General features: G+C 71.7%; 19 protein-coding genes. 9 read left to right on the forward strand and 10 right to left on the reverse strand.

What is annotated here, in order from left to right:
• On the forward strand, positions 1–156 hold a 156-nt coding region (locus tag ABZV34_RS29205), incomplete at its 5' end, for a biotin/lipoyl-containing protein (RefSeq protein ID WP_356283085.1).
• Positions 157–703: 547 nt separating this feature from the next.
• On the opposite strand, the gene ABZV34_RS29210 is transcribed toward ABZV34_RS29205, so the two are convergent.
• Positions 704–1,666: a DeoR/GlpR family DNA-binding transcription regulator gene (locus ABZV34_RS29210; RefSeq protein WP_356282945.1), complete on the reverse strand. Its 963-nt coding sequence runs from the start codon at positions 1,664–1,666 to the stop codon at positions 704–706.
• Between the two features lie 167 nt (positions 1,667–1,833).
• Positions 1,834–3,456 (reverse strand): NAD(P)H-quinone dehydrogenase, encoded by a 1,623-nt coding sequence (locus tag ABZV34_RS29215; protein ID WP_356282948.1) that lies wholly within the window; start codon positions 3,454–3,456, stop codon positions 1,834–1,836.
• On the opposite strand from ABZV34_RS29215, the gene ABZV34_RS29220 reads away from it, so the two are divergent.
• The 4 genes from ABZV34_RS29220 (at position 3,391) to ABZV34_RS29235 (ending at position 8,057) form a co-directional block, all read left to right on the forward strand.
• Positions 3,391–3,828, forward strand: a complete 438-nt coding sequence (locus ABZV34_RS29220; RefSeq protein ID WP_356282950.1) for a gamma-glutamylcyclotransferase — start codon at positions 3,391–3,393, stop codon at positions 3,826–3,828. The two genes, ABZV34_RS29215 and ABZV34_RS29220, sit on opposite strands and share 66 nt — an antisense overlap.
• A 98-nt stretch (positions 3,829–3,926) precedes the next feature.
• The gene (locus ABZV34_RS29225) at positions 3,927–4,751 is read left to right on the forward strand and encodes a purine-nucleoside phosphorylase (RefSeq protein WP_356282953.1); all 825 of its coding nucleotides are present in this window, start codon (positions 3,927–3,929) and stop codon (positions 4,749–4,751) included.
• A 244-nt stretch (positions 4,752–4,995) separates the two neighbouring features.
• Complete coding sequence (locus ABZV34_RS29230; protein ID WP_356282956.1) at positions 4,996–6,633, forward strand: phospho-sugar mutase; 1,638 nt, start codon at positions 4,996–4,998, stop codon at positions 6,631–6,633.
• A 200-nt stretch (positions 6,634–6,833) separates the two neighbouring features.
• Positions 6,834–8,057, forward strand: coding sequence for a hypothetical protein (locus ABZV34_RS29235; RefSeq protein ID WP_356282958.1), 1,224 nt, complete (start codon positions 6,834–6,836; stop codon positions 8,055–8,057).
• A 426-nt stretch (positions 8,058–8,483) separates the two neighbouring features.
• Here the strand turns inward: ABZV34_RS29235 and ABZV34_RS29240 are convergent, their stop codons facing one another.
• The 7 genes from ABZV34_RS29240 to ABZV34_RS29270 all read right to left on the reverse strand — a co-directional run bounded on the left by ABZV34_RS29240 (position 8,484) and on the right by ABZV34_RS29270 (position 17,744).
• Positions 8,484–9,365, reverse strand: a complete 882-nt coding sequence (locus ABZV34_RS29240; protein WP_356282961.1) for a phosphate ABC transporter ATP-binding protein — start codon at positions 9,363–9,365, stop codon at positions 8,484–8,486.
• Positions 9,366–9,386: 21 nt separating this feature from the next.
• Positions 9,387–10,319 (reverse strand): sortase, encoded by a 933-nt coding sequence (locus tag ABZV34_RS29245; protein ID WP_356282964.1) that lies wholly within the window; start codon positions 10,317–10,319, stop codon positions 9,387–9,389.
• A gap of 140 nt (positions 10,320–10,459) precedes the next feature.
• A complete protein-coding gene (locus tag ABZV34_RS29250; protein ID WP_356282967.1) occupies positions 10,460–11,893 on the reverse strand; it encodes an Ig-like domain repeat protein in 1,434 nt (477 codons plus the stop codon).
• Positions 11,894–12,083: 190 nt separating this feature from the next.
• A complete protein-coding gene (locus ABZV34_RS29255) occupies positions 12,084–13,073 on the reverse strand; it encodes a hypothetical protein (protein ID WP_356282970.1) in 990 nt (329 codons plus the stop codon).
• Positions 13,074–13,243: 170 nt separating this feature from the next.
• Entirely contained in the window at positions 13,244–15,733 is a 2,490-nt protein-coding gene (locus ABZV34_RS29260) for a hypothetical protein (RefSeq protein ID WP_356282972.1), read from the reverse strand.
• Positions 15,730–17,472 (reverse strand): phosphate ABC transporter substrate-binding protein PstS, encoded by a 1,743-nt coding sequence (gene pstS / locus ABZV34_RS29265; RefSeq protein WP_356282974.1) that lies wholly within the window; start codon positions 17,470–17,472, stop codon positions 15,730–15,732. The genes ABZV34_RS29260 and pstS overlap by 4 nt, the downstream gene beginning before the upstream one ends.
• The gene (locus tag ABZV34_RS29270; RefSeq protein WP_356282977.1) at positions 17,469–17,744 is read right to left on the reverse strand and encodes a hypothetical protein; all 276 of its coding nucleotides are present in this window, start codon (positions 17,742–17,744) and stop codon (positions 17,469–17,471) included. Before ABZV34_RS29270 ends, pstS begins: the two co-directional genes overlap by 4 nt.
• A gap of 383 nt (positions 17,745–18,127) precedes the next feature.
• Here ABZV34_RS29270 and ABZV34_RS29275 point away from each other — a divergent pair, with 383 nt between their 5' ends.
• Positions 18,128–18,889, forward strand: coding sequence for a DUF5707 domain-containing protein (locus ABZV34_RS29275; RefSeq protein ID WP_356282980.1), 762 nt, complete (start codon positions 18,128–18,130; stop codon positions 18,887–18,889).
• A 407-nt stretch (positions 18,890–19,296) separates the two neighbouring features.
• Here ABZV34_RS29275 and ABZV34_RS29280 read toward each other — a convergent pair whose 3' ends face one another.
• Positions 19,297–19,938 carry a PH domain-containing protein gene (locus tag ABZV34_RS29280; protein ID WP_356282983.1) on the reverse strand — a complete coding sequence of 214 codons (642 nt, stop codon included), beginning with the start codon at positions 19,936–19,938 and terminating at the stop codon, positions 19,297–19,299.
• Between the two features lie 132 nt (positions 19,939–20,070).
• Between ABZV34_RS29280 and deoC the strand changes: the two genes are divergently transcribed.
• Genes deoC through ABZV34_RS29295 form a run of 3 tightly spaced genes read left to right on the forward strand, consistent with a single transcriptional unit; the run spans position 20,071 to position 23,400 of the window.
• Positions 20,071–21,066 carry a deoxyribose-phosphate aldolase gene (deoC, locus tag ABZV34_RS29285; RefSeq protein WP_356282986.1) on the forward strand — a complete coding sequence of 332 codons (996 nt, stop codon included), beginning with the start codon at positions 20,071–20,073 and terminating at the stop codon, positions 21,064–21,066.
• 5 nt (positions 21,067–21,071) lie between these two features.
• Positions 21,072–22,508: an aldehyde dehydrogenase family protein gene (locus tag ABZV34_RS29290; protein ID WP_356282989.1), complete on the forward strand. Its 1,437-nt coding sequence runs from the start codon at positions 21,072–21,074 to the stop codon at positions 22,506–22,508.
• Entirely contained in the window at positions 22,501–23,400 is a 900-nt protein-coding gene (locus tag ABZV34_RS29295) for an aldehyde dehydrogenase family protein (RefSeq protein WP_356282992.1), read from the forward strand. Before ABZV34_RS29290 ends, ABZV34_RS29295 begins: the two co-directional genes overlap by 8 nt.
• Position 23,401 lies beyond the last annotated feature (1 nt).

Consider the following 23,401-nt stretch of genomic DNA (forward strand, 5'->3'; position numbering starts at 1 on the left):
CAGGAGGTCCAGGAGGGCGACCTCATCGTGGTCCTGGAGGCCATGAAGATGGAACAGCCCCTCAACGCCCACCGCGCCGGCACCGTCAAGGGCCTGAGCGCGGAGGTCGGCGCGTCCATCACGTCGGGCGCCGCGATCTGCGAGATCAAGGACTGAGGCACCGTCGTGCGGACCGGTCCCGGTCCGCACGGCATCCGAAGCGCCCGGTGGACCGGAACGGTCGGTCTGCCGGGCGCTTTGCTGTGTACAGGTCCGGGTACAGGTCCGGGTACAGGTGGATGCCCGAGTCCCGGTGCGGGTCCGGATCCAGGTGCCGGTGCCGGTGCACGTGGTGGTCCCGGCCCGGTCCGATCCAGTCCGCGCGGACGGGTATCGCGCGGGTGAGTGGGGGCGCGGCGGAGAGGGTCGCCCGTTCGAGTGAACGCGCGCACCGGCGGGGCGTACCGCGCTCCCGGCGGGGGCCACGACGGGCCGCCAGGAACCGGCGGTCGGACGGGCGCAAGCGGTCACCTTCGGCCAACTGGGCCGCGCGTACCGTCGATGGTCACCACAGGCCGTCACGAACCGTCACGGCCGCGGTGGTCGATGCCTCGCTCGCTGCCGGACGGCGGCGGCTCGGCCTGCGCGTCGGAAAGCACCTCGGCCTGTACGTCAGCCTGTGCGTCAGCCCCTGCCTCGGGCTGTCCGTCGGTCCGCGCCTCGGTCAGCGGCGGCGTAAATCCGCCACCCGCGCCCGCTCTGCGGGGGACTGCTCCCCCAGGGAGGCCGCGCTGCGCAACTGGGGTCCGGCGCCCGGGACCTGACCGCGCCGCGGACCGGGGACAGGCACGTCCCGGCGCGGCTGACGCCCCGCCGGGGCCGTATCGCCTCCCGTACCACCGCCCGACTGCCCCGCCACCACGATCTGCACGCCCTGGTCCGCCAGCGCCTGCAGTTCGGTGACCGCGCGGTCGTCGTGCGCGGGCGGCTCGTCGGTCACCAGACGGGTGATCAGATCGGTCGGCACCGTCTGGAACATGGTGTCGGTGCCGAGCTTGGTGTGGTCGGCGAGGACCACGACCTCCGCGGCGGCCTGCACCAGCGCGCGGTCGACGGACGCCGACAGCATGTTGGAGGTGGACAGGCCGCGCTCGGCGGTGAGCCCACTGCCCGACAGGAAGGCCCGGGAGACCCGCAGCCCCTGGAGGGACTGCTCGGCACCGCTGCCCACCAGGGCGTAGTTGGAGCCGCGCAAGGTGCCACCGGTCATGACGACCTCGACACGATTGGCGTGGGCCAACGCCTGGGCCACCAGAAGGGAGTTGGTGACGACGGTCAGCCCGGGGACCCGCGCGAGCCGGCGAGCCAGCTCCTGCGTGGTGGTACCCGCGCCCACCACAATGGCCTCGCCCTCTTCGACGAGACCCGCGGCGAGATCGGCGATGGCCGTCTTCTCGGCGGTCGCGAGATGCGATTTCTGCGGAAAGCCGGACTCCCGCGTAAACCCGCCCGGCAATACCGCACCGCCATGCCGGCGGTCGAGGAGTCCTTCTGCCTCCAGTGCGCGCACGTCCCGCCGTACGGTCACTTCGGAGGTCTGGACGACACGGGCGAGCTCACGGAGCGACACGGCCCCGTTCGCTCGCACCATTTCGAGGATCAATTGGCGACGTTCTGCAGCGAACACGAAACTGACAGTAACCCCAACGACCGTCTGCTTTCAGCAGTTTGCGCCGAATAACAGAAGTTGTTCGCATCGCAGGGTACGAAGTGGTATACGCGTCTACTCGCGCCGCCTATGCCGCGGGAATGGGCGGCAACTCCCCGTGACCAGCGGGAAATCGCTTTCGCCCGTCAGCCCTCGTCGGTCAGCTTACGGGTGTGCAGCTGCCGGGCCACCTCGGCGATCGAGCCCGAAAGGGAGGGATACACGGTGAACGCGTTCGCGATCTGTTCGACCGTCAGATTGTTGTCGACCGCGATCGAGATGGGGTGGATCAGTTCCGAGGCACGCGGGGCGACGACCACACCGCCGACCACGATCCCGGTGCCCGGACGGCAGAAGATCTTCACGAAGCCGTCCCGGATGCCCTGCATCTTGGCGCGCGGGTTGCGCAGCAGGGGCAGCTTGACGACCCGGGCGTCGATCCTGCCCGCGTCGACGTCGGCCTGCGAGTAGCCCACGGTGGCGATCTCGGGGTCGGTGAAGACGTTGGAGGACACCGTCTTGAGGTTCAGCGGTGTGACCGCGTCGCCCAGGAAGTGGTACATGGCGATACGTCCCTGCATCGCCGCCACCGAGGCGAGGGCGAAGACGCCCGTCACGTCACCGGCCGCGTACACGCCCGGAGCCGTGGTCCTGGACACCTTGTCGGTCCAGATGTGCCCGGAGTCCCTGACCTTGACCCCGGCCTCCTCCAGGCCCATCCCGCTGCTGTTCGGAATGGCACCGACGGCCATCAGACAGTGCGAGCCGCTGATGACGCGGCCGTCGGAGAGGGTGACCTCCACCCGGTCGCCGACCCGCTTGGCGGACTCGGCGCGCGAGCGGGCCATGACGTTCATGCCACGGCGCCGGAAGACGTCCTCCAGCACCGCCGCCGCGTCCGGGTCCTCGCCCGGCAGCACACGGTCACGGCTGGAGACGAGGGTGACGCGCGAGCCGAGCGCCTGGTAGGCGCCGGCGAACTCGGCGCCGGTGACTCCGGACCCGACCACGATGAGCTCCTCGGGCAGCTCGTCCAGGTCGTACACCTGCGTCCAGTTCAGAATCCGCTCACCGTCCGGCTGGGCGTCGGCCAGCTCACGGGGGTGCCCGCCGGTGGCGATGAGGACCGCGTCGGCGACGAGCGTCTCCTCGGTGCCGTCCGCGGCGCGCACGACGACCTTGCGCGAGCCGTCCAGGGACTGCATGCCCTCCAGCCGGCCGCGGCCGCGCAGCACCCGCGCGCCTGCCCGGGTGACGGAGGCGGTGATGTCGTGCGACTGGGCCAGCGCCAGCCGCTTCACCCGGCGGTTGACCTTGCCGAGGTCGACCCCGACCACCCGCGCGGACCGCTCCGCCGGCGGGGTGTCGTCGGCGACGATGATGCCGAGTTCCTCGTACGACGAATCGAAGGTCGTCATCACCTCGGCCGTGGCGATGAGGGTCTTCGACGGTACGCAGTCGGTGAGCACCGACGCCCCGCCCAGACCGTCGCAGTCCACGACGGTCACCTCCGCGCCGAGCTGGGCGGCCACCAGGGCCGCCTCGTATCCGCCGGGTCCGCCACCGATGATCACGATCCGAGTCACGTACTCCATTGTCCCGCACGCTTCAAGGTGCTGGCGCCCCGGGGGCCGCCGACCGCGCATTCGAGCCGCTTCTGTTACGCGGGAGGCGCGCGTGTTCACTGCCGTACCCTCGACCACATGTCGCTCTACGCCGCGTACGCCGGCAATCTCGACCCGCGGCTCATGACGCGCCGCGCCCCGCACTCGCCGCTGCGCGCCACCGGCTGGCTGAACGGCTGGCGGCTGACCTTCGGGGGCGAGCACATGGGGTGGGAGGGTGCGCTCGTGACCCTCGTCGAGGCGCCCCGCTCGCAGGTCTTCGTGGCGCTGTACGACGTCGCCCCCCTGGACGAGGACTCCATGGACCGCTGGGAGGGCGTGGGTCTCGACATCTACCGCAGGATGCGGGTACGGGTGCACACGCTGGACGGCGAGGAACCCGCGTGGGTGTACGTGCTGAACGGGTACGAGGGCGGCCTCCCCTCCGCGCGCTACCTCGGTGAGATCGCCGACGCGGCGGAGTCGGCGGGAGCGCCGCACGACTACGTGATGGAGCTGCGCAAGCGCCCCTGCTGACGCGCGCGCGGCTTCGTTGGAAACGACAAGACAACGATCGCACGACCGTGAGCTCCGTCATCTACGCGCGTAGGCCCGGACCGGCTACGCTCATGCGCGTGAACGCATCTCTTCTTCCGGACGACATCCAGGGCGACCCCTACGCCGCTGCCGACGCCGCCGCCACCCGCCTGCGGGAGCTCACGGGCGCCGAGACCCACGACGTCGCGCTCGTGATGGGCTCCGGCTGGGCTCCGGCCGCGGACGCCCTCGGCACCCCCGAGGCCGAGTTCCAGGTCACCGAGCTGCCCGGGTTCCCCCCGCCGGCGGTCGAGGGCCACGGCGGCACGGTCCGCTCGTACCTGATCGGCGACAAGCGGGCCCTGGTCTTCCTGGGCCGCACCCACTACTACGAGGGCCGCGGGGTCGCCGCCGTCGCGCACGGTGTCCGTACGGCCGTCGCCGCCGGCTGCAAGACCCTCGTGCTCACCAACGGCTGCGGTGGCCTGCGCGCGGACATGCGTCCCGGTCAGCCGGTGCTGATCAGCGACCACATCAACCTGACGGCGACCTCCCCCATCGTCGGGGCGAACTTCGTCGACCTCACCGACCTCTACTCCCCGCGTCTGCGCGCCCTCTGCAAGGAGGTGGACGCCAGCCTGGAGGAGGGCGTCTACGCGCAGTTCACCGGGCCGCACTACGAGACGCCCGCCGAGATCCGGATGGCCCGCGCGATCGGGGCGGACCTCGTCGGCATGTCGACGGTGCTCGAGGCGATCGCCGCGCGCGAGGCCGGGGCGGAGGTGCTGGGCATCTCCCTCGTCACCAACCTCGCCGCCGGTATGACGGGCGAGCCGCTGAACCACGAGGAGGTCCTCCAGGCGGGCCGTGACTCCGCGACCCGCATGGGAGCGCTGCTCACCCAGGTCCTGGACCGGCTGTAGGAACCGCGCGCCCCGGTCCCCCCGTGCCGCCGTGCGACCGCGGGTGGACGGGGGCTGTCCGCGCGGTTCCCCGCGCCCGGATGTGACTCGGCCCGTCCGGCGTCCGAGGACGGCCGTCCGGGCGGAGGCGGGGTCCGGCGGCGGCAGTCCCGAGGAACGGGACCGGCAAGGGCGGCAGGGGCGCGGTAAGCCCACCGCGGCCGGGTATACAGCAAGGCACCACAGACAGAGAGGTACACCCGACGTGCAGGACGAACTCATCGCACGGGCCGAGGCGTGGCTGGCCGAGGACCCCGACGCGGAGACCCGTGAGGAACTCGCCAAGCTCATCGACGCCCGGGACGTCGCCGAGCTCACCGCACGCTTCAGCGGCACCCTCCAGTTCGGCACCGCGGGCCTGCGGGGCGAACTCGGCGCGGGGCCGATGCGCATGAACCGCGCGGTGGTCATCCGCGCCGCCGCCGGTCTGGCCGCGTACCTCAAGGCCAACGGCGAGGCCGGCGGTCTCGTCGTCATCGGCTACGACGCCCGCCACAAGTCCGCCGACTTCGCCCGCGACACCGCCGCGGTGATGACGGGCGCGGGCCTGCGGGCCGCCGTGCTCCCCCGCCCCCTGCCCACGCCCGTCCTGGCGTACGCCATCCGTCACCTCGGCGCCGTCGCGGGCGTCGAGGTCACCGCCAGCCACAACCCGCCCCGCGACAACGGCTACAAGGTGTACCTCGGCGACGGTTCCCAGATCGTCCCCCCGGCGGACGCCGGGATCGCGGCCGAGATCGACGCCGTCACCCGCCTGGACACCGTCCCGCGCCCGGACAGCGGCTGGGAGACCCTCGACGAGGGCGTCCTGAACGCCTACCTGGCCCGTACGGACGCCGTACTCGCCCAGGGCTCCCCGCGCACCGCCCGCACCGTCTACACGGCGATGCACGGCGTCGGCAAGGACGTCCTGCTCGCCGCGTTCGCCCGCGCCGGCTTCCCCGCCCCCGTGCTGGTCGCCGAACAGGCCGAGCCGGACCCGGACTTCCCCACCGTCGCCTTCCCGAACCCGGAAGAGCCCGGCGCGATGGACCTCGCGTTCGCGAAGGCCCGTGAGACGGACCCCGACCTGATCATCGCCAACGACCCCGACGCGGACCGCTGCGCGGTGGCCGTGAAGGGCCGCGACGGAGCGGACTGGCGGATGCTGCGCGGCGACGAGGTCGGCGCGCTGCTCGCCCGGCATCTGGTCGGCCGCGGAGTCCGCGGCACCTTCGCCGAGTCGATCGTCTCCTCCTCCCTCCTCGGCCGGATCGCCGAGAAGGCGGGTCTGGCGTACGAGGAGACCCTGACCGGCTTCAAGTGGATCGCCCGCGTGGAGGACCTGCGCTACGGCTACGAGGAGGCGCTCGGCTACTGCGTCGACCCCGAGGGGGTGCGCGACAAGGACGGCATCACCGCCGCCCTCCTGATCACGGAGCTCGCCTCCCTGCTCAAGGAGGACGGCCGCACCCTGCTGGACCTGCTCGACGACATCGCCGTGGAGCACGGCCTGCACGCCACGGACCAGCTCTCCGTCCGCGTCGAGGACCTCTCGGTGATCGCGAACGCCATGCGCGGCCTGCGCGAACAGCCGCCGACCCGGCTGGCGGGCCTTCCCATCACCAGGGCCGAGGACCTCACCCTGGGCACGGACAGGCTCCCGCCCACGGACGGTCTGCGCTACACGCTGGACGGCGCCCGCGTCATCGTCCGCCCCAGCGGCACCGAGCCGAAGCTGAAGTGCTACCTGGAGGTCGTGGTCCCGGTCGGCTCGCACGCCGGACTCGCCGCGGCCCACGCCAAGGCCGCCGAGCTGCTCACGGCCATCAAGCGCGACCTGTCGGCGGCGGCCGGCATCTGACACCCGCTCCGTGGGCCCGCCGGCGGGGACCGGTGGGCCCACGGAGCAGGACCGGGCAGGCCCACCGAGGCCCCCGCACCACCCCTCCATCGCCCTTACGGGTGATTTCCGCCCGGCACTTGACGCAGCGCTCCTGTGCGCCGCCACCCGACCGAGGAACGGTTACCGGTAGCGCACCGCCGAGTCCCAGGAGCCGCCGCGTGTCCCCGACCGCTTCCCGGCCGACATCCGCCCCGTCCCGGAGCTCCCCCGGCGGACTCCTCCCGGGCACCACCCCGGGTACCCGGCTCCGCGAGGCCGTGGCCGGCCCCGCGGCCTCTCTCCGCACCCAGTTGGGCCGGGCGGCCCCCGCTCTGCTCGCCTACGCGGCGGTGCGCCTGGCGGGGCTGCTCCTCCTCGCGCTCTGGGCGCACGCCGAACACCACGGCGTCCGGGCGATCCTGGCCACGCGGTGGGACGCGAACTGGTATCTGGGCATCGCACGGCACGGCTACGCACACCGGCTGGGCACGGCCTACGACGCCAACAACCTCGCCTTCTTCCCGCTCTACCCGTACCTGGTGAAGGCGGTCGCGGCGCTGACGCCGGGCACCCTCGCGACGGCGGGCCTGATGGTCACGGTGACCGCCTCCTTCCTCGCCGCGTGGGGAGTCTTCGCCGTCGGCCACCGTCTCCACGGACGCCGCGCCGCCGTGCTGCTGACCGTCCTGTGGGCGGCCCTCCCGGTCGGTCTGGTGCAGTGGATGGGCTACACGGAGTCCCTGTTCACGGCGTTCGCGGCATGGTCGCTGTACGCGGTGCTCAGTGAACGCTGGCTCTGGGCGGGCTGGCTGGCGGCGCTGTCCGGGCTGACCCGCCCCACCGGCATCGCGGTCGCGGCCGCCGTCACCGTCACGGCCCTGCTCGGCCTGCGCCACCGGTTCTCCTCCCGCGCCCTCGTGGCCGCCGCCCTCGCCCCCGCGGGCTGGCTCGCGTACGTCGGCTGGGTGGGATCGCGGCTGGGCCGCTGGGACGGCTACTTCGCCGTCCAGAGCCTGTGGCACAACGCGTGGGACGGCGGCGCCGAGACCCTGCGGCGGATGCGGGAGGTACTCGTCACCGACTCGACGCCCGAGCTGTTCCTGGTGATGGTGACGGTGACGCTCGTCGTCTCCACGGCCCTCTACGTCCTCTGCGTCTGGGACCGCCAGCCGCTCCCGCTGCTGCTCTACACCGGCGTCCTGCTGCTCATCGTGCTGGGCAGCGGCGGCGTCTACTTCCCCCGGGCCCGCCTCCTCCTGCCGGGCTTCCCGCTGCTGCTTCCGGTGGCCCTGCACCTGTCGCGGTCGTCACGCCGCTTCCTGATCTCGGCTCTGGGCACCGCGGTTCTGGGAGCGGCGTACTGCGGCGCGTACATGGTCCTGGTGTGGCCGAGCGCGCCCTGAACGGCCTCCGTGACGTCCACCTCCCCGATTCATGGGGAGTTGGGCTGCCGCATGCTCCTCGGCTGCCTGCTCCGTCCCCGCGCGCCCCACGCTGGAGGGGCTGCGGATGTGCTCCTCGCCCCCCCTTGGACGCATCCGCCCGCCAGGTGTCCCGAGCCCCCCTCGCCCCGCGAGGCGGGATGCCGCGCACGGGCCGGACGCGGGGTCCGGCCGGCCCCCCAGGCAACCGGACCCCGTGTCGGGTCACCCGTGGAGGGACCCGTGACCAGGACCCATGACCGGGAGCCGTGACCAGGACCCGTGACCAAGACCCGTCACGGGGACCCGTCACGGGGGCTCGTCACGGGGGCTCGGAGGCGGCGGCGCCTGACCAGGAAGCGGCCGTGCGACGCCCCGCGGCCGGCCGGCCTCGCCCCCGGGCCCGCCCTATCCGAAGCGTCCGTTCACGTAGTCCGTCGTGCGCGGGTCCCTCGGATCGCCGAACATCGCGTCCGTGGCGCCGTGTTCGACGATGCCGCCGGGGGTGCCCTGCTCGGCGAGGAAGAACGCGCACTGGTCGGAGACGCGGGCGGCCTGCTGCATGTTGTGGGTGACGATCACGATGGTGACCTCTTCGGACAGCTCGTGGATCGTCTCCTCGATGCGCCGGGTCGAGGTCGGGTCCAGCGCCGAGCACGGCTCGTCCATGAGCAGCACCCGGGGCCGTACGGCCAGCGACCGCGCGATGCACAGACGTTGCTGCTGGCCGCCGGAGAGCGCGCCGCCGGGCTGCCGGAGCCGGTCCCGGACCTCCTTCCACAGGCCCGCCTTCGTCAGGCACTCCTCGACGAGCCGGTCCTTGTTCTCACGCCCGGCCTTGATGCCGCCGAGCTTCAGACCGGCCGTGACGTTGTCGTAGATCGACATCGCCGGGAAGGGGTTCGGCTTCTGGAAGACCATGCCGATCTGGCGACGGGCGTGGGTGATGCGGCGGCCTCGGTCGTAGATGTCCTCGCCGTCCAGGAGCACCCGGCCCGCGAGGGAGGCGGAACCGATCAGTTCGTGCATGCGGTTGAGGATCCGCAGGAACGTGGACTTGCCGCAGCCGGATGGGCCGATCAGCGCGGTGACCTTGCGGGCGGGCATGGTCAGCGACACCTGCTCCAGGACCTTGTGGTCGCCGAACCAGGCCGAGATGGAGTCGGCCTCCAGGGTGGCCGGGTCGCTCTCGCCGGGGCCGGCGACCGATGGACCGGGCGCTGTCGCGCGCCGTGTCCGCACCGTCGGATCGAGGATCTCGTCGACGAGCGTCGGGTTCGTGTCGGACATGGTGGTGGGACTCCTCGTCGGTCAGAGCAGGTTGGGCAGCAGACGGGTGGCGGCGCCGGAGACGGCGAGGCCGAGGGCGGCCAGGACGGGCACACCGACGACCCAGGTCTGCCAGCGGCCCCACACGCGGTACGCCGCCATGGTGAGCAGGGCCGCTCCGAGCAGCGCCTGCGACCAGAGGAAGACCGGGAGCCAGGCGGCGTTCTCGGTGCCCAGGGCCTGCTCGGACCCGTCGATCCAGCCGGACGCCGGGCGGGGCGGGGCGGGCTGTACGTCACTCGTCAGGGTCGCGTCCACCCGGAGGGTGCCGGCAGGGGTGTACGGCGCGCCGTCGGCGGTGATGAGCGTGAGCCGGCCCTCGCCCTCCCTGAGCGGGGACGGCAGCGGGTCGCCCTCGTGGCGGAGCGCGGAGACCTCGTAGACGGCCGTGCCCTGACCGGTCGTCAGCCGTATCTCGGTGCCTGCGGGCAACTGGCGCAGGCCGTTGAAGGGACTGCCGTAGCCCCACTGGCGGCCCATGATCACGCTGGTGCCGGCCTGTCCCGGCAGCGGGGTGTCCCGGCGGTGGCCGGGGCCCGACATCAGCACCCCGGACGTGGTGCCCTCGCCCACGACCTCCTTCAGGCCCAGGGCCGGGATGCGCAGCAGGGCGACGGGCGCGCCCGGTTCCAGCGTCTTTCCGTCGTACGTCCGCGGGCCCACCGGCGCGATGCCGAGGGCGAGTTGACGGCGGAACTCGTCGTAGGCGGTCTGCTGGTCGCGGGCGTGCTGGAGGTGACCCACGAGGGTGAGGTCGGCGGCGAAGCCGAGCAGCAGCGCGGCGAGCACGCACAGTGCGGCCCCGGCGAACGCGAAGCCGGGGCGCTCGGGCCGCTGTGGCCGCGGGGCGGACCCGGGCGCGGGCGCCGGTACCGGCGGCGCACCGGCCGGCGAGGGCGGGGACAACACGGTCACGGGGAGCGCTCCTGTGGAGAGGTGTGGGGTCGGGAAACGGAGGCGCGAGCGGCGGGGTGGGGCCCGCCGCCCGTGCTCCCGGGCCGCCGGGTCGAGGTCCGCCTCCTCCCGCCGGGTGCGCGGGAGGTGCCGGACCCGCTCTAGGCGCGGGGGGCGCCGAACTTCAGCAGTCCCTCGCGGCGGCCGAACCGCACGGCGAGGACACCGGCCGTGACGAGGACGACGGCGCCGATGCCGGAGAACAGCGCGACCTGGCTGCCGGTGGAGGCGAGGCCGCCGGTGGGTGAGGTCCCGCCGGTGGTGGAGCCTCCGCCGGTGCCGCCGCTGCCGCCGCCGCTGCTGCCGCCACCGTCACCCCCGCCGGTGACGCCGGACGTGTCGCCGGAGGAGCCGTCGGTCGGTTCGTCGGAGGGACCGTCCGTGGGTTCGTCGGAGGGCCCGTCGGTCGGGGAGTCGCTCGGGGTCGCCGACGGGGATCCGGAGGGCTCGGGAACGGTGAAGTCCACCGCGCCCACGGCACCCACGCCGGTGCAGTCCGGGCTGTAGTCCCATCGGGTCTGCCCGGCCACCGCGTCGTCCGGCACGGTCAGCGCGGGCCAGGTCACCGTTCCGTCCGTGTCCGCCGTGGCGTCGGGGAACACGGTGTCGTCGTGGAAGAGGGCCATCGTGTACTTGGTGCCGGGCACGCATCCGCGGATGATGACCTTGACGGTCTGACCGCGTTGCAACTCGGGGTTGTACGCCAGCAGTTGGCCGGTCGCGTCGTGCATCTCGTACCTCGGCGACTGCACGGTCACCTGGAAGGACGCGGATTCCGAGGCCCCCCACTTCGTGGTGTCCGCCGGAGTGAAGCGGGCCGTGACGGCGTGCTGCCCCTCGGGCAGGTCCGACGTCTTCAGCTCGGCCTTCCCGCCGGTGACGGTGGCCTGGCCCAGGGTCGTCCCGCCCTCCAGGAAGGTGACGGAGCCGGCCGCCTCGGCCGGGGACATCGTCGCGGTGAGCGTCGTCTCCTGGTGGGGCTCGATCACGGAGGGGGCGGCGGTCAGCGTGGTCTGGGTGGCCTTCGCGCCCTCGCCGGCCACCCAGGTGTCACCGGTGACCGTGATCTTCTGGGTCCAGTAGTTGCCGTCGGGGTGCGCGCCGCCGAAGTCGTCGAGGCAGACCAGCCGGAGTTCGTACGTGCCGTCGGAGGTGAAGACCTCCGACGGGTTCTTGAGCCCCAGATCCGGATTGTCCGCCGCTGCCAGCGAGGCCGGCTTCGCCGCGTCGTAGGGCGAGGCGCTCGTGATCGAGGCCATCACGGTGTCCGAGCCGCCGCCCGGCTGCGCCACCGCGAGGCTGAGGGTGTAGTTGATGGGGATCGACTCGACCACGTTGCCGTTCTCGTCCTTGACCTCGTAGTCGGGACACGCGGCCGGCGTCGAGAGGGACGGGCCGAACGGCTCCGCGTCACTGAACCTGCCGCTGCTGGAGGCGAAGGTGAACGCCCCCATGGACGCCGCCGCCCGGGCGGGCTGGGACTGGGTCACGACCGCGGCCACGAGGCCCAGGGCGACCAGGGCGCAGGCGGCCACGACGGCACCCGCTCTTCGGAATGGTTCGAGCACTGTCACAGCGATGCCCCCGGGGGACGGTTGACGGATTGATGGACTGCCGGACTGACGAACTGACGGACGGAGGAGGTCGGATGACACGGACAGCACGTGGGGCCGGGCACCTGGAAGGTGCCCGGCCGTCACGCGGGGATCAGACGACGATCACGGGTTACCGCTCGCCCGTGACAGTGGTGACGCCGCAGTTGGACACAGTGCCGAAGCCGTAGCTGGAGATGGTGGTGCCGGAGGCGCAGACCTTCGAGCCCGAGCCGACGAAGGTCTCGGCGATGACCGGGTTGGTGAGCCTGGCGGTCGGGACGACGTTGTAGACGTCACGGAGGAAGCCCGCGTCGAAGGCCGTGTTCAGCGCCAGCGCGGCGCCCGAACCCGTGGTGGGGCTCGTGCTGTTGATGCTGCGCAGACGCGACTCGCCGCGCCGGTTCGGGACGTCCGAGAAGCCCTTGCCCTGGGCGATCCACTGGGCGATCGAGTACGGCATGAGCTGGTTGCCGTTGGCGATGGCCACGCCGTTGTGCTCCTGGATGGTCTGGTCGACGCAGGAGCCGACCTGCGACTCGGTGATCCCGATGGCCGCCAGCCAGAAGGTACGGGTGCCCGAGCCGGACTGCGGCAGCAGCGGCTTCGCGTTCGGGAACTCGGTGGAGGTGCACTGGTAGATCGCGGCCAGCTGCGCCTTCGTCAGGTTCGTCGGCAGCGTGCTGCCCAGGTCGGTGGCGTAGGTGACACCGTCCTTGGCGTAGGGGATGAACGTGAGGTCCGTGGTGCTGGTGTCCGCCGGGCCACGCGACGAGCGGGCGAAGTCGATGCAGTTGGTGCCGGCGGTGAGGTCGGCGTTCAGCGCGTTGATGCCGGCCGAGGAGCCGTCCGGGCGGGCGACGCTGTCACAGCCGGTCGCCCTGGTCTTCACGGAGGCGGTGCCGGTGGCGTTCCACGAGGCGATGATCTTGCCGTTGGCGTTCGTGACGGCGTCGCCGATGCCGTTGATGACGTACTGCGTGGTGTCCGAACCGACACCCGCCAGCTGACGGTAGTCAGTGATCGGGTTCGGGTCCGCCGAAGCCGGGGTGGCCAGGATGCCGAGACCGAGAGCCGCGACACCGAAAGCAGCGCCGACCTTGGCGCGAGACTTGACGTTCACTTCTGAACCCCTTGTTTTCTGGATTTCGAAGGATGGACGTTCAAGCAAAATCCGGATCTTTTTTCTGCCGACCCGTCGGTCGACCACCGCATACAATTCCAGGCTCTCCGTGCGATGACCAGCCAATTTCCCGTGAGGGAAAGGTTACGGGCAGGCTTCCTAGGTGTCTCCTAGGGAGTCCGGCGCCGCGCGAGATGCAGCATTATCGGACCCGAGAGTCCGGCCGCTCCGCCCACGAAAAGAACTGCGAGAAGGACCCAGCGAATAATTCCGAGAATCTCGCCGGGAGTGAATCCCACCTTCGCTTCCGCGATATTCCGCCGGGGCGCCGGGGACGGTGGCGCGGAGCCGTGCACGGCGGCGGCGGATTCCGTCGCCGACGGACCGGCGCCGGCGCCGCCCGCCGCGCCCGTGCCGCCCTGGGCCGCTCCGCCGGTGTCCGCGCCGCCGGAGGTCCCTCCGTCGCCGGCTCCGGGGGCGGTCCCTCCGGTGCCGCCCTGGTCGGCCCCGTCCGACGGGGGATCGCTGACGCTCCGGCCGCGCTCCAGGACGTCGGCCGCGGTCTCGGCCTGCTCACGCTGCCGCGCCGGCAACGGCGCGTAGCCGGGGGGAAGCTGCCCCGCCGACAGCCCCGGGGTCTGTCCCTGTCCCGCGGCGTACCTGATGAACTCCGCGTACGCCTTGCGGGCCTTCGCGTCCTGGTTCACCGAGGCCGCGGCGTAGGCCACGGCCGTCAGCGGGTACGCCTGGCCCTTGGCCCGCGCCGGGTCGGGCTTGAGCACCGAGGGGTCCCCCGAGTCCGGCCGCATGGTCGCGACGTCGGCCGCGAGGGTGTCGGCCGAGGGCTTCACGAACTGCCCGCCCGCGTTGCGCAGGGCCGCTGTCGTCAGTCCGTACCGTTGCGCCGACGCGGTGTCGACGATCGCCATCACGGCGCGCTGGCCCGACATGGGCGCGTCGTTGATGAGCTTGGCCGGCGACTGGGTGGTCTCCCCCGGCTGCCACTGGATGGTCCGGTTGTTGTTGCCCCGCCGGGTCCGCACCGCCCCGTCGTGCAGATCGGCGGTGAACGGGTCCAGGTCGGTGATCGTGTAGTCGAGCGGGGGTGTTCCGTTGCCGAGGGCCGGCGTGGTCGTCGGGTCCACCTTGGGGTAGTCGGTCAGCGAGGTGTCCGTCGCCAGTTTCAGGTCCTGGAAGTAGGAATTCACCCGCATACCCCAGGGATCCTTCGTACCGGAGAGGAATTCTCCGGCCTCCTTGTCCGACTGGAGCCAGTTCCAGACGACGCGTGTGGTGTCGGAGGTCTGCAAGGGGACCATGAGGCTTCTCAGCTGGCGGCCGCTCAGTTCGGGGAAATCGGGATTCAGATCCTTGAATTCCGGGTCCTTGGTGAGGGAAGGGCTGTTCCCGTTCAAATAGTCGGGGGTGGCGCCCAGTGTCACGTCGTCCACATAGGAATGGGTGAGCATCTTCGCCACGAGCCGTGGAGTCAGTCTCATTCCCTGCACCACGCCGGACGGGCCTTCTATGAAGAACGCGATCGCCAGTCCGGACACCGCCACCGGCGCGTGGACGACCTCCGGTCCGTCTTCCGGCCGGGCGACCGGGTCGACGGTGAAGCCCAGCAGAGGGGAGTCGTCCGTCGTGCCCAGGACCTGGTTCCTGGCCTCCTCCTCCCCGCCCTGGGTGAAGGCGAACGTGCTTCCCGTGGACGAGCACAGTTTCGGCTGCCACGAGGTGACGGCGTCCGTCACCAGTTCGGAGCCGGCCGTGGGCCGCTCCGGCTGGCCCTGCGGGCAGTAGTCCTCGCTCGGCAGGAAGTCCAGCCGTACGACCATCCGCTGGGCCCAGTTCGTCGCCGACAGCGGCGAGCTCGTGAGGTTGTGGGAGCGGCTGCCGCCCGGCTCCAGGACGTTCGTGCCGTCGGCGTCATGGGTGCCGCGCGGCACGATCACCAGCCAGCACGACCGTGGGGTGGGGGTGCTGCCGGCGGGCGCCCTGTTCACGCCGCATCCGAGGTGAGGCGCCTCCAGCGCGTCCTGCACCTCGAAGGTCACCTCGCCCCTGCCGTCGGCGAACGTACGGCTCGCGACCTGTTCGTTGGTGTCCAGCGGACCGAAGTAGGTCGGGTCCTTGAGGGACGTGGTGGGCGGGAGACCACCGACGGGCCGGAAGGGGACGAACGCGTTCGCGCCGGTGTACTGCGTCTCGCCCGGGTCGGCGGCGTACGACCCGGTCCGGGTGTCGACCCCCCGGGACGTGGTGAAGTAGCCCGGGACCACGGCGTCGCTCGTGTCCGTGGCACCGAGGACGCACTGCTCGCGGGTGGGACCGGCCGGGTCGTCGCCCCAGCACTGCATGATCTGCAGGTAGTTGTACGCGAAGTTGCCCGCGGACGTCGGCGCCCCGCCCTCCCAGCCGATCCGCACGCCCTGCGACCGCAGGTTCCTCGTCTGGTGGACGGTCACCTTCAGCCCGGAGAAGTCGTCGTTCGCGCCCTTCCTCCCCGTCACCGTGACCGCGGAGTCCTCCGCCGTTCCGTCCGCCGCCGCGGCGGACGTGGTGGCCGGCGGCAGGGGGAGCAGGGCCAGTACGAGCGCGGCCAGCAGCGCGCTCACCGCGGCGACGACACGGCGCCCGGACCGGATCGCGGCGGTCACGCCGAACCCTCCCGACGGCGCGTGCGGTTGGTCATCACGCGTCCGATCAGGGGTGGTCCGACGACGACGCCGATCAGGAGCACGGCCGACAGGACCATCAGCGCGGTGCGCAGCCCGAGGGCGTCGCCGGTGCCCAGGGCGACCGGACTGGCGACGACCGAGGTGTCGCCGGTGCCGCCGCCGGCGTCGAGGACCTGACCGGTGTCGGGGTCCACGACGGTCCCCGCCGTCGTCCCGCCCGTACCGCCCGTCGTGCCGCTGCCGCCGGTGGTGGTCCCCGTCGTGCCTGTCGTGCCTGTAGTGCCCGTGGTGCCCGAACCGCCCGGCGTACCGGAGCCGCCGGACGCGCCCGAGCCGCCGGACGTGCCGGAGCCGCCCGAGGCCGAGCCGCCGCCGGACGTGCCCGAGCCGCTCGGCGAGGTGGGCTGCTTGGCGCCGCCGGTGCCGGTGGCGCACTGGTCCGAGCCCTTCTGGTCGCACGCCGCGGGGTACGGGGCGTTCTTGGCCAGGAGGTTCTTGCCGTCACTGGAGAACGTCGGGTTGTTGCAGTTCTTGATGTTGATGTTCTCCGCCACGGCGCCGGGGATCCTGCGCACCTGTTCCATGGCCGCCTGCACGAGGTTGATGGGCAGCGGCGAGTAGCCGAGCCGGTCGGCCAGTTGCTGGCCCTCGCAGAGGAAGTAGTTGTCGAACGCGCTCAGCGTGACGCCCTTGGCCTTGGTGAAGCCCATCTCCTCCTTGGTCGGGACGATCATGTAGCTGTAGCTCGACAGCGGGTAGGTGCGCCGGTCGCCGTACGTGTAGACCCCGTCCAGGTTCTGGGTGAGGTAGTTCGCGGAGCGCGAGTCCTCGTTGATCCGCGCCTGGGTCAGGGCGACGGCCACGCTGGAGGCGGTCGGCTCGACGTAGTAACCGGACTTGTTGAGGACCTTGACGACCGGGAAGCCCGCGTTCCGGGCGTACGAGTACTCGACGTAGGTGATGGCGCCCTCGGCCTGGGGCTGCTTGGTGTAGCCCGCGACCCCCAGCGAACCGGACTGGGCGACGAAGCCGGAGCCGGGGATGTTCGGGAAGTACGACGTCAGACCGCAGGGTGTGGGCTTGCCCGCCCGCCGGCAGTAGTCGTTCCACAGGGAGCCGTGCTGCTTGGACATCCAGAGGGTGAACTGCGCGGTGGTGCCGGAGCCGTCGGAGCGGATGACCGGGACGATCCGGCGGGCCGGGAGGGTCAGTTTGGGGTTGTCCGACTTGATCTCCGGCGCGTTCCACATCGTGAGCCTGCCGGTGAAGATCTTGGTGAGGACGTCTCCCGACAGCCGCAGGTTCGTGACCCGGTTGCCGCCGATCCTCAGGTTGTACATGAACGACGTACCGCCGGCCACGATCGGCATGTAGGCGTACTTGCGCTGCGGCGGGGTGTCCGTCGTCCCGAACTCCTTGAGGCCGTAGGGGATCTCGGAGACACCGAAGTCGGACGTGCCGTTGGCGAACTGGGTACGGCCGACCGACGAGCCCACCGACGCGTAGTTCACGGTCATGCCCTGCTGGCGTACGTTGCGCCGCCACTGTTCGATGGCGTTGGCGCTCCAGGTCGAGCCGGAACCGCTGATCTTCACGTAGGTGACCGCGAAGGCGCCCGGCGGGTGGACGGCCATGACCGCGCAGACCAGCGCGACGACCAGCGCCAGCGCCTGGTACACGCGCACGCTGCGTGGACGACGGACGGGTGCGGATATCACGGGGTGCTCCTCGTCGATGCGGGACTGGTCGAGGCGGGGCCGGCCGGCGTCCGGCCGGTGGTCGCGTACGGGGCGAAGCGCCGCGCGTCACGGCGTGACGCCCTGACCCGGCGGTGTTCCTGACGGCGGGTCAGTTTGCCCGGCCCGCGGCCGCCGACGACCCGGGCCGCGACGAACAGGACGAGCACCAGCACCAGAAGCACCGCCGCGGTGCCGAAGCCGCGGGCGATGTAGGTGGGTTCGGGGGACTCCACGAGCTTGAAGGCCGCCATGTGGAACATGTTTCATGTGAAGGTTGCCCCTCGTTCACATGGTCGACCAAGGGGTCACCTGGAGGGGACGAACCCCGCGCCACCCCGGACGGACGTCCTCTCCGGGGCGCCGGTGCGCCCGGCCCGGCCCCGGGCGGGCCGGTGCGTGGAAGTGGCCGTCAGGTCCGCTGAAATTCGAATCGAATTTCCCCTTCGGTTTTCCATGGAATCGGCGCACCAGATATTCGCACGCATTCTCTTCGAGGGGAAAAATAGGCCCGTTCCACCTCGATACGAAAGCGTTCCTAAAACGCCCGCCGCCGAGTACGCTGCACACGTCAATTCAGGCCTGCCGGTGGGAAATTGACAGGCCGCGGCATTCACATTGGGGAATTCTCATGCGTATGAGCTCAGCTGTCGCCGCTGCGTGTGGCGTCGTTGCCCTGTCCGCTCTCACCGTTCCGGCCGCGCACGCGGACGAGAGGTTCGGCGACACCGACATCACCGCCGTGGTCGTCAACCACGGCGCTCCCGTCGTCGTCGGCACCGGCGCGAGAACCGCCACGGTCGAGGTCACCGCGACCGACCCGTCCGGTCTCCAGCAGGTCGACGCCACGCTGTACCACGGTTCCTTCGCCGCCCCGGACAGCACGGTGGCCTCGACGGCGGCCTGCGGCCCGACGTCCGCCGCCACGACCACCTGCACCCTGACCTTCACCCTGACCCCCGGCACCGCCCCGGCCGACGACTCGCTGGCCGGCGCATGGAACGTCAGCGCCTACGCGATCGCCCCCGACAGCGACGCCGTGTTCCTGGACAGCGCGGCCACCGTCAGCGTGCTGCGCGACAGCCAGGTGACCGTCGCCACCAGCCCCAAGCAGGTGCGGCGGGGCCGTGTCCTGACCGTCACGGGCGGCGTGCGCCACTCGGACTGGGCGACCGGCGCGTCCGTCGGCGCCGAGGCCGGCCGGCCCGTGGCCCTGCAGTTCCGCCCGAAGGGCAGCGGTACGTACTGCACGCTCAAGACCGTGCGGACCGCCGCCGACGGCGCCCTCTCCACCACCGTCCGCGCCGACGCCGACGGTTACTACCGCTGGTCCTACGCCGGCACGGCCGACACCGCGGCGGCGGTCTCCGCGGGCGCCTTCGTCGACGTGGTGGGCTGACCCCCGGTCGTCCGGCGCCGGGCACACCCCCTCACGGGAGGCCCGGCGCCGGACGCGACCGGCCCTTCGCGTCGGGTCGGCGTCGGGGCAGCCCGCAGGGCCCGGTGCGGTACTTCCGGTCAGCGTCGGGACGGCCCGCGATACCCCTCACCCGGCCGTGGACCGCACGCGGCCTCACCCTCACGGGAGCACGGACGGCCGCGCGCGGCGACACCGGGCCGCACCGCCGTCCTTCACCCACCCCGGTGAACACGGGCACGGACCTTCACCCGTCCCGGCGATACCGGCGCAGCCCTTCACCCACTCCCGTGGAGCGGACGTCAGCCTTCCACCACCCGGGCGAACGGACTCCGCCCTCGCCCACCCCGAACGGCCGCCGGTTCACCCGTCGCGCCGCTGTGGCGTCGTCACCCCACCGCGAGCAGGATCGCCAGCACCACGGCGCCCGCGAGCGCGGGGCCCATGACCTCGTACGCCCAGCGCACGCTGACCGTGTCCTGCACCCCTTCCGTGGCCGGGTGCGCCTCGGAGAGCTCGCGCAGGTCGTCCATGGCCTGGTCGGCCTGGGAGCGCGCGGGCGCGGGTGCGGCCGGGGTCAGGCGCCCGCGCCTGTCGGCCGCGCCTCCCCGCGCCTGCCGCCTGGCCACACGCTTGCGGGAGCGCAGCGAGACGGGGATCGCCCACAGCTGGTACTTGGCGCCGTCCGTGGTGACGACCTCGTTGGAGTAGCCGGAGCTCAGCGAGGCGATCGCCCCCCAGGGCAGCACGATCACGCGGAAGGGGTTGCGGACACGCAGCCGGTCATCGTTCGCGTGGACGGCCGGGCGCAGCGTGAAGGCGCTCACCAGGGGAACCAGCAGGATCATCGCGGCGAGCGTCAGCCACGGTGTGCGCCCGTGTCCCGAGACCAGCGCGTCGATGCCGAGCCAGCCGATGATGGCGAGCAGCAGCACGCCGCCCGCGAGGCCGGCGGGTGACCGGTAGACCCGGTCCCTCGACTCGGGGCGCGAGGCGTCCGGCGGGGGTGGCTGGTGATCGGGCGTCGTCATGCCCCCGATTCTGCCCGACGGCCCGCGCCGTCCTCTCCCGCCCCCGGCGCCTCGCCGGTTCCTGCCGTCCCTTCCGCACCCACCCCGGGGCTGTACAGCCGCTACGCGCGTAGATATGCTCGGGTGGTGACCATGCCCACCACTGCATCCTCCCCCAAGCACTCGGCATCGCTCGAGCAGGGTGGTGCCCCCACCCACGCACTCGGCGATGTGACCGCGTCCGACAGCACCCTGCGCCGCTTCCTGCACGGGTTGCCCGGCGTCGACGCGGTCGGCCTGGAGGCGCGCGCCGCCTCGCTCGGCACCCGTTCCATCAAGACGACCGCGAAGGCGTACGCGATCGACCTCGCCATCTCGATGGTCGACCTGACGACGCTGGAAGGCGCGGACACCCCGGGCAAGGTCCGGGCGCTCGGCGCCAAGGCGGTGCTCCCGGACCCGACGGACCGCACCGCGCCCACCACGGCCGCCGTCTGTGTCTACCCCGACATGGTGGCCGTCGCGAAGGAGGCCGTCGCCGGTTCCGGCGTGAAGGTCGCCTCCGTGGCCACCGCCTTCCCGGCGGGCCGCGCCGCGCTCGGCGTGAAGCTGGCCGACGTGCGGGACGCCGTCGCCGCGGGCGCCGACGAGATCGACATGGTCATCGACCGCGGAGCGTTCCTCGCGGGCCACTACCTGAAGGTGTACGACGAGATCGTCGCGGTGAAGGAGGCTTCGGGCGCCGCCCGCCTGAAGGTCATCTTCGAGACCGGCGAGCTGTCGACGTACGACAACATCCGGCGGGCCTCCTGGCTCGGCATGCTGGCCGGCGCGGACTTCATCAAGACCTCCACCGGCAAGGTGGCCGTCAACGCGACGCCGTCGAACACGCTGCTCATGCTGGAGGCGGTCCGCGACTTCCGCGCGCAGACCGGCATCCAGGTCGGCGTGAAGCCGGCCGGCGGTATCCGCACCACCAAGGACGCCGTCAAGTTCCTGGTCCTGGTGAACGAGACCGCGGGCGAGGACTGGCTGGACAACCACTGGTTCCGCTTCGGCGCGTCCTCGCTCCTGAACGACCTGCTGATGCAGCGTCAGAAGCTGGCCACCGGCCGCTACTCCGGCCCCGACTACGTGACGGTGGACTGATCACCATGGCATCTGCATTCGAGTACGCACCGGCGCCCGAGTCCCGCTCGGTCGTCGACATCGCCCCCTCGTACGGCCTGTTCATCGACGGCGAGTTCACCGAGGCGGCGGACGGCAAGGTCTTCAAGACCGTCAGCCCCAGCACGGAGGAAGTCCTCTCCGAGGTCGCCCGGGCGGGCGCCGAGGACGTCGACCGCGCCGTGAAGGCGGCCCGCAGGGCCTTCGTGAAGTGGTCGGCGCTGCCCGGTTCCGAGCGCGGCAAATACCTCTTCCGCATCGCCCGCATCATCCAGGAGCGCTCACGCGAGCTCGCCGTCCTGGAGACGCTGGACAACGGGAAGCCCATCAAGGAGACCCGCGACGCGGACCTCCCCCTGGTCGCCGCGCACTTCTTCTACTACGCGGGCTGGGCCGACAAGCTCGACCACGCCGGCTTCGGCGCGAACCCGCGTCCGCTGGGCGTGGCAGGCCAGGTCATCCCCTGGAACTTCCCGCTGCTGATGCTGGCGTGGAAGATCGCCCCGGCGCTGGCGACCGGCAACACGGTCGTCCTCAAACCCGCCGAGACCACTCCCCTGTCGGCGCTGTTCTTCGCGGACATCTGCCGCCAGGCCGGCCTGCCCAAGGGCGTCGTCAACATCCTTCCCGGGTACGGCGACGCGGGCGCGGCCCTCGTCGAGCACCCGGACGTGAACAAGGTGGCGTTCACCGGCTCCACCGCCGTCGGCAAGGCGATCGCCCGCCAGGTGGCCGGTACCGACAAGAAGGTCACGCTCGAACTGGGCGGCAAGGGCGCGAACATCGTCTTCGACGACGCCCCCATCGACCAGGCGGTGGAGGGGATCGTCACCGGGATCTTCTTCAACCAGGGCCAGGTCTGCTGCGCGGGCAGCCGGCTCCTCGTCCAGGAATCGATCCAGGACGAGCTGCTGGACTCCCTGAAGCGCAGGCTCTCCACCCTGCGGCTGGGCGACCCGCTCGACAAGAACACCGACATCGGCGCGATCAACTCCGCCGAGCAGCTGGCCCGTATCACCTCGCTCGTCGAGCAGGGCGCGGCCGAGGGCGCCGAGCGCTGGTCCCCGGCGTGCGAACTGCCCTCCTCCGGATACTGGTTCGCCCCGACGCTGTTCACCAACGTCACCCAGGCGCACACCATCGCCCGCGACGAGATCTTCGGCCCGGTGCTGTCCGTCCTCACCTTCCGCACCCCGGACGAGGCCGTCGCCAAGGCCAACAACTCCCAGTACGGCCTCTCGGCGGGCATCTGGACCGAGAAGGGTTCCCGGATCCTGGCCGTCGCCGGCAAGCTGCGCGCGGGCGTCATCTGGTCCAACACGTTCAACAAGTTCGACCCGACCTCGCCGTTCGGCGGGTACAAGGAGTCGGGCTTCGGCCGCGAGGGCGGTCGCCACGGCCTGGAGGCGTACCTCGATGTCTGACAAGTCCGAAGAGCAGCGTCTGAGTGTCTTCAAGACCTACAAGCTGTACGTGGGCGGGAAGTTCCCGCGTTCCGAGAGCGGCCGGGTGTACGAGGTGACGGACTCGAAGGGCAAGTGGCTGGCGAACGCCCCGCAGTCGAGCCGCAAGGACGCCCGCGACGCGGTGGTCGCCGCGCGCAAGGCGTTCGGCGGCTGGTCCGGCGCGACCGCGTACAACCGCGGCCAGATCCTCTACCGCGTCGCCGAGATGCTGGAGGGCCGCCGCGACCAGTTCGCGCGCGAGGTCGCGGACGCGGAGGGCCTGTCGAAGCCGAAGGCGGCCGCCCAGGTCGACGCGGCCGTCGACCGCTGGGTCTGGTACGCGGGCTGGACCGACAAGATCGCCCAGGTCCTGGGCGGGGCCAACCCGGTCGCGGGCCCGTTCTTCAACCTGTCGACCCCGGAGCCGACCGGCGTCGTCACCGTCCTCGCGCCCCAGGAGTCCTCGTTCCTGGGTCTGATCTCGGTGATCGCCCCGGTGATCGCGACCGGTAACACGGCCGTGGTGATCGCGAGCGAGAGGTCCCCCTTGCCCGCGCTGTCGCTCGGCGAGGTGCTGGCGACCTCCGACCTCCCGGGCGGTGTCGTCAACGTCCTCTCCGGCAGGACGGCGGAGATCGCCGCCCCCCTCGCCGCACACCAGGACGTCAACGCGATCGACCTCGCGGGCGCGGACGAGGTGCTGGCGAAGGAGCTGGAGATCGCCGCGGCCGACAACCTGAAGCGGGTTCTGCGTCCACAGCCTGTGGACTACGCGGCGACCCCCGGTATCGAGCGCCTCACGGCCTTCCTCGAGACGAAGACCGTCTGGCACCCGACCGGTTCACTGGGCGCGTCGGGCTCGTCGTACTGAG

The sequence above is a fragment of the Streptomyces sp. NPDC005195 genome (assembly GCF_040608315.1).
Lineage (GTDB): Bacteria > Actinomycetota > Actinomycetes > Streptomycetales > Streptomycetaceae > Streptomyces > Streptomyces kaempferi.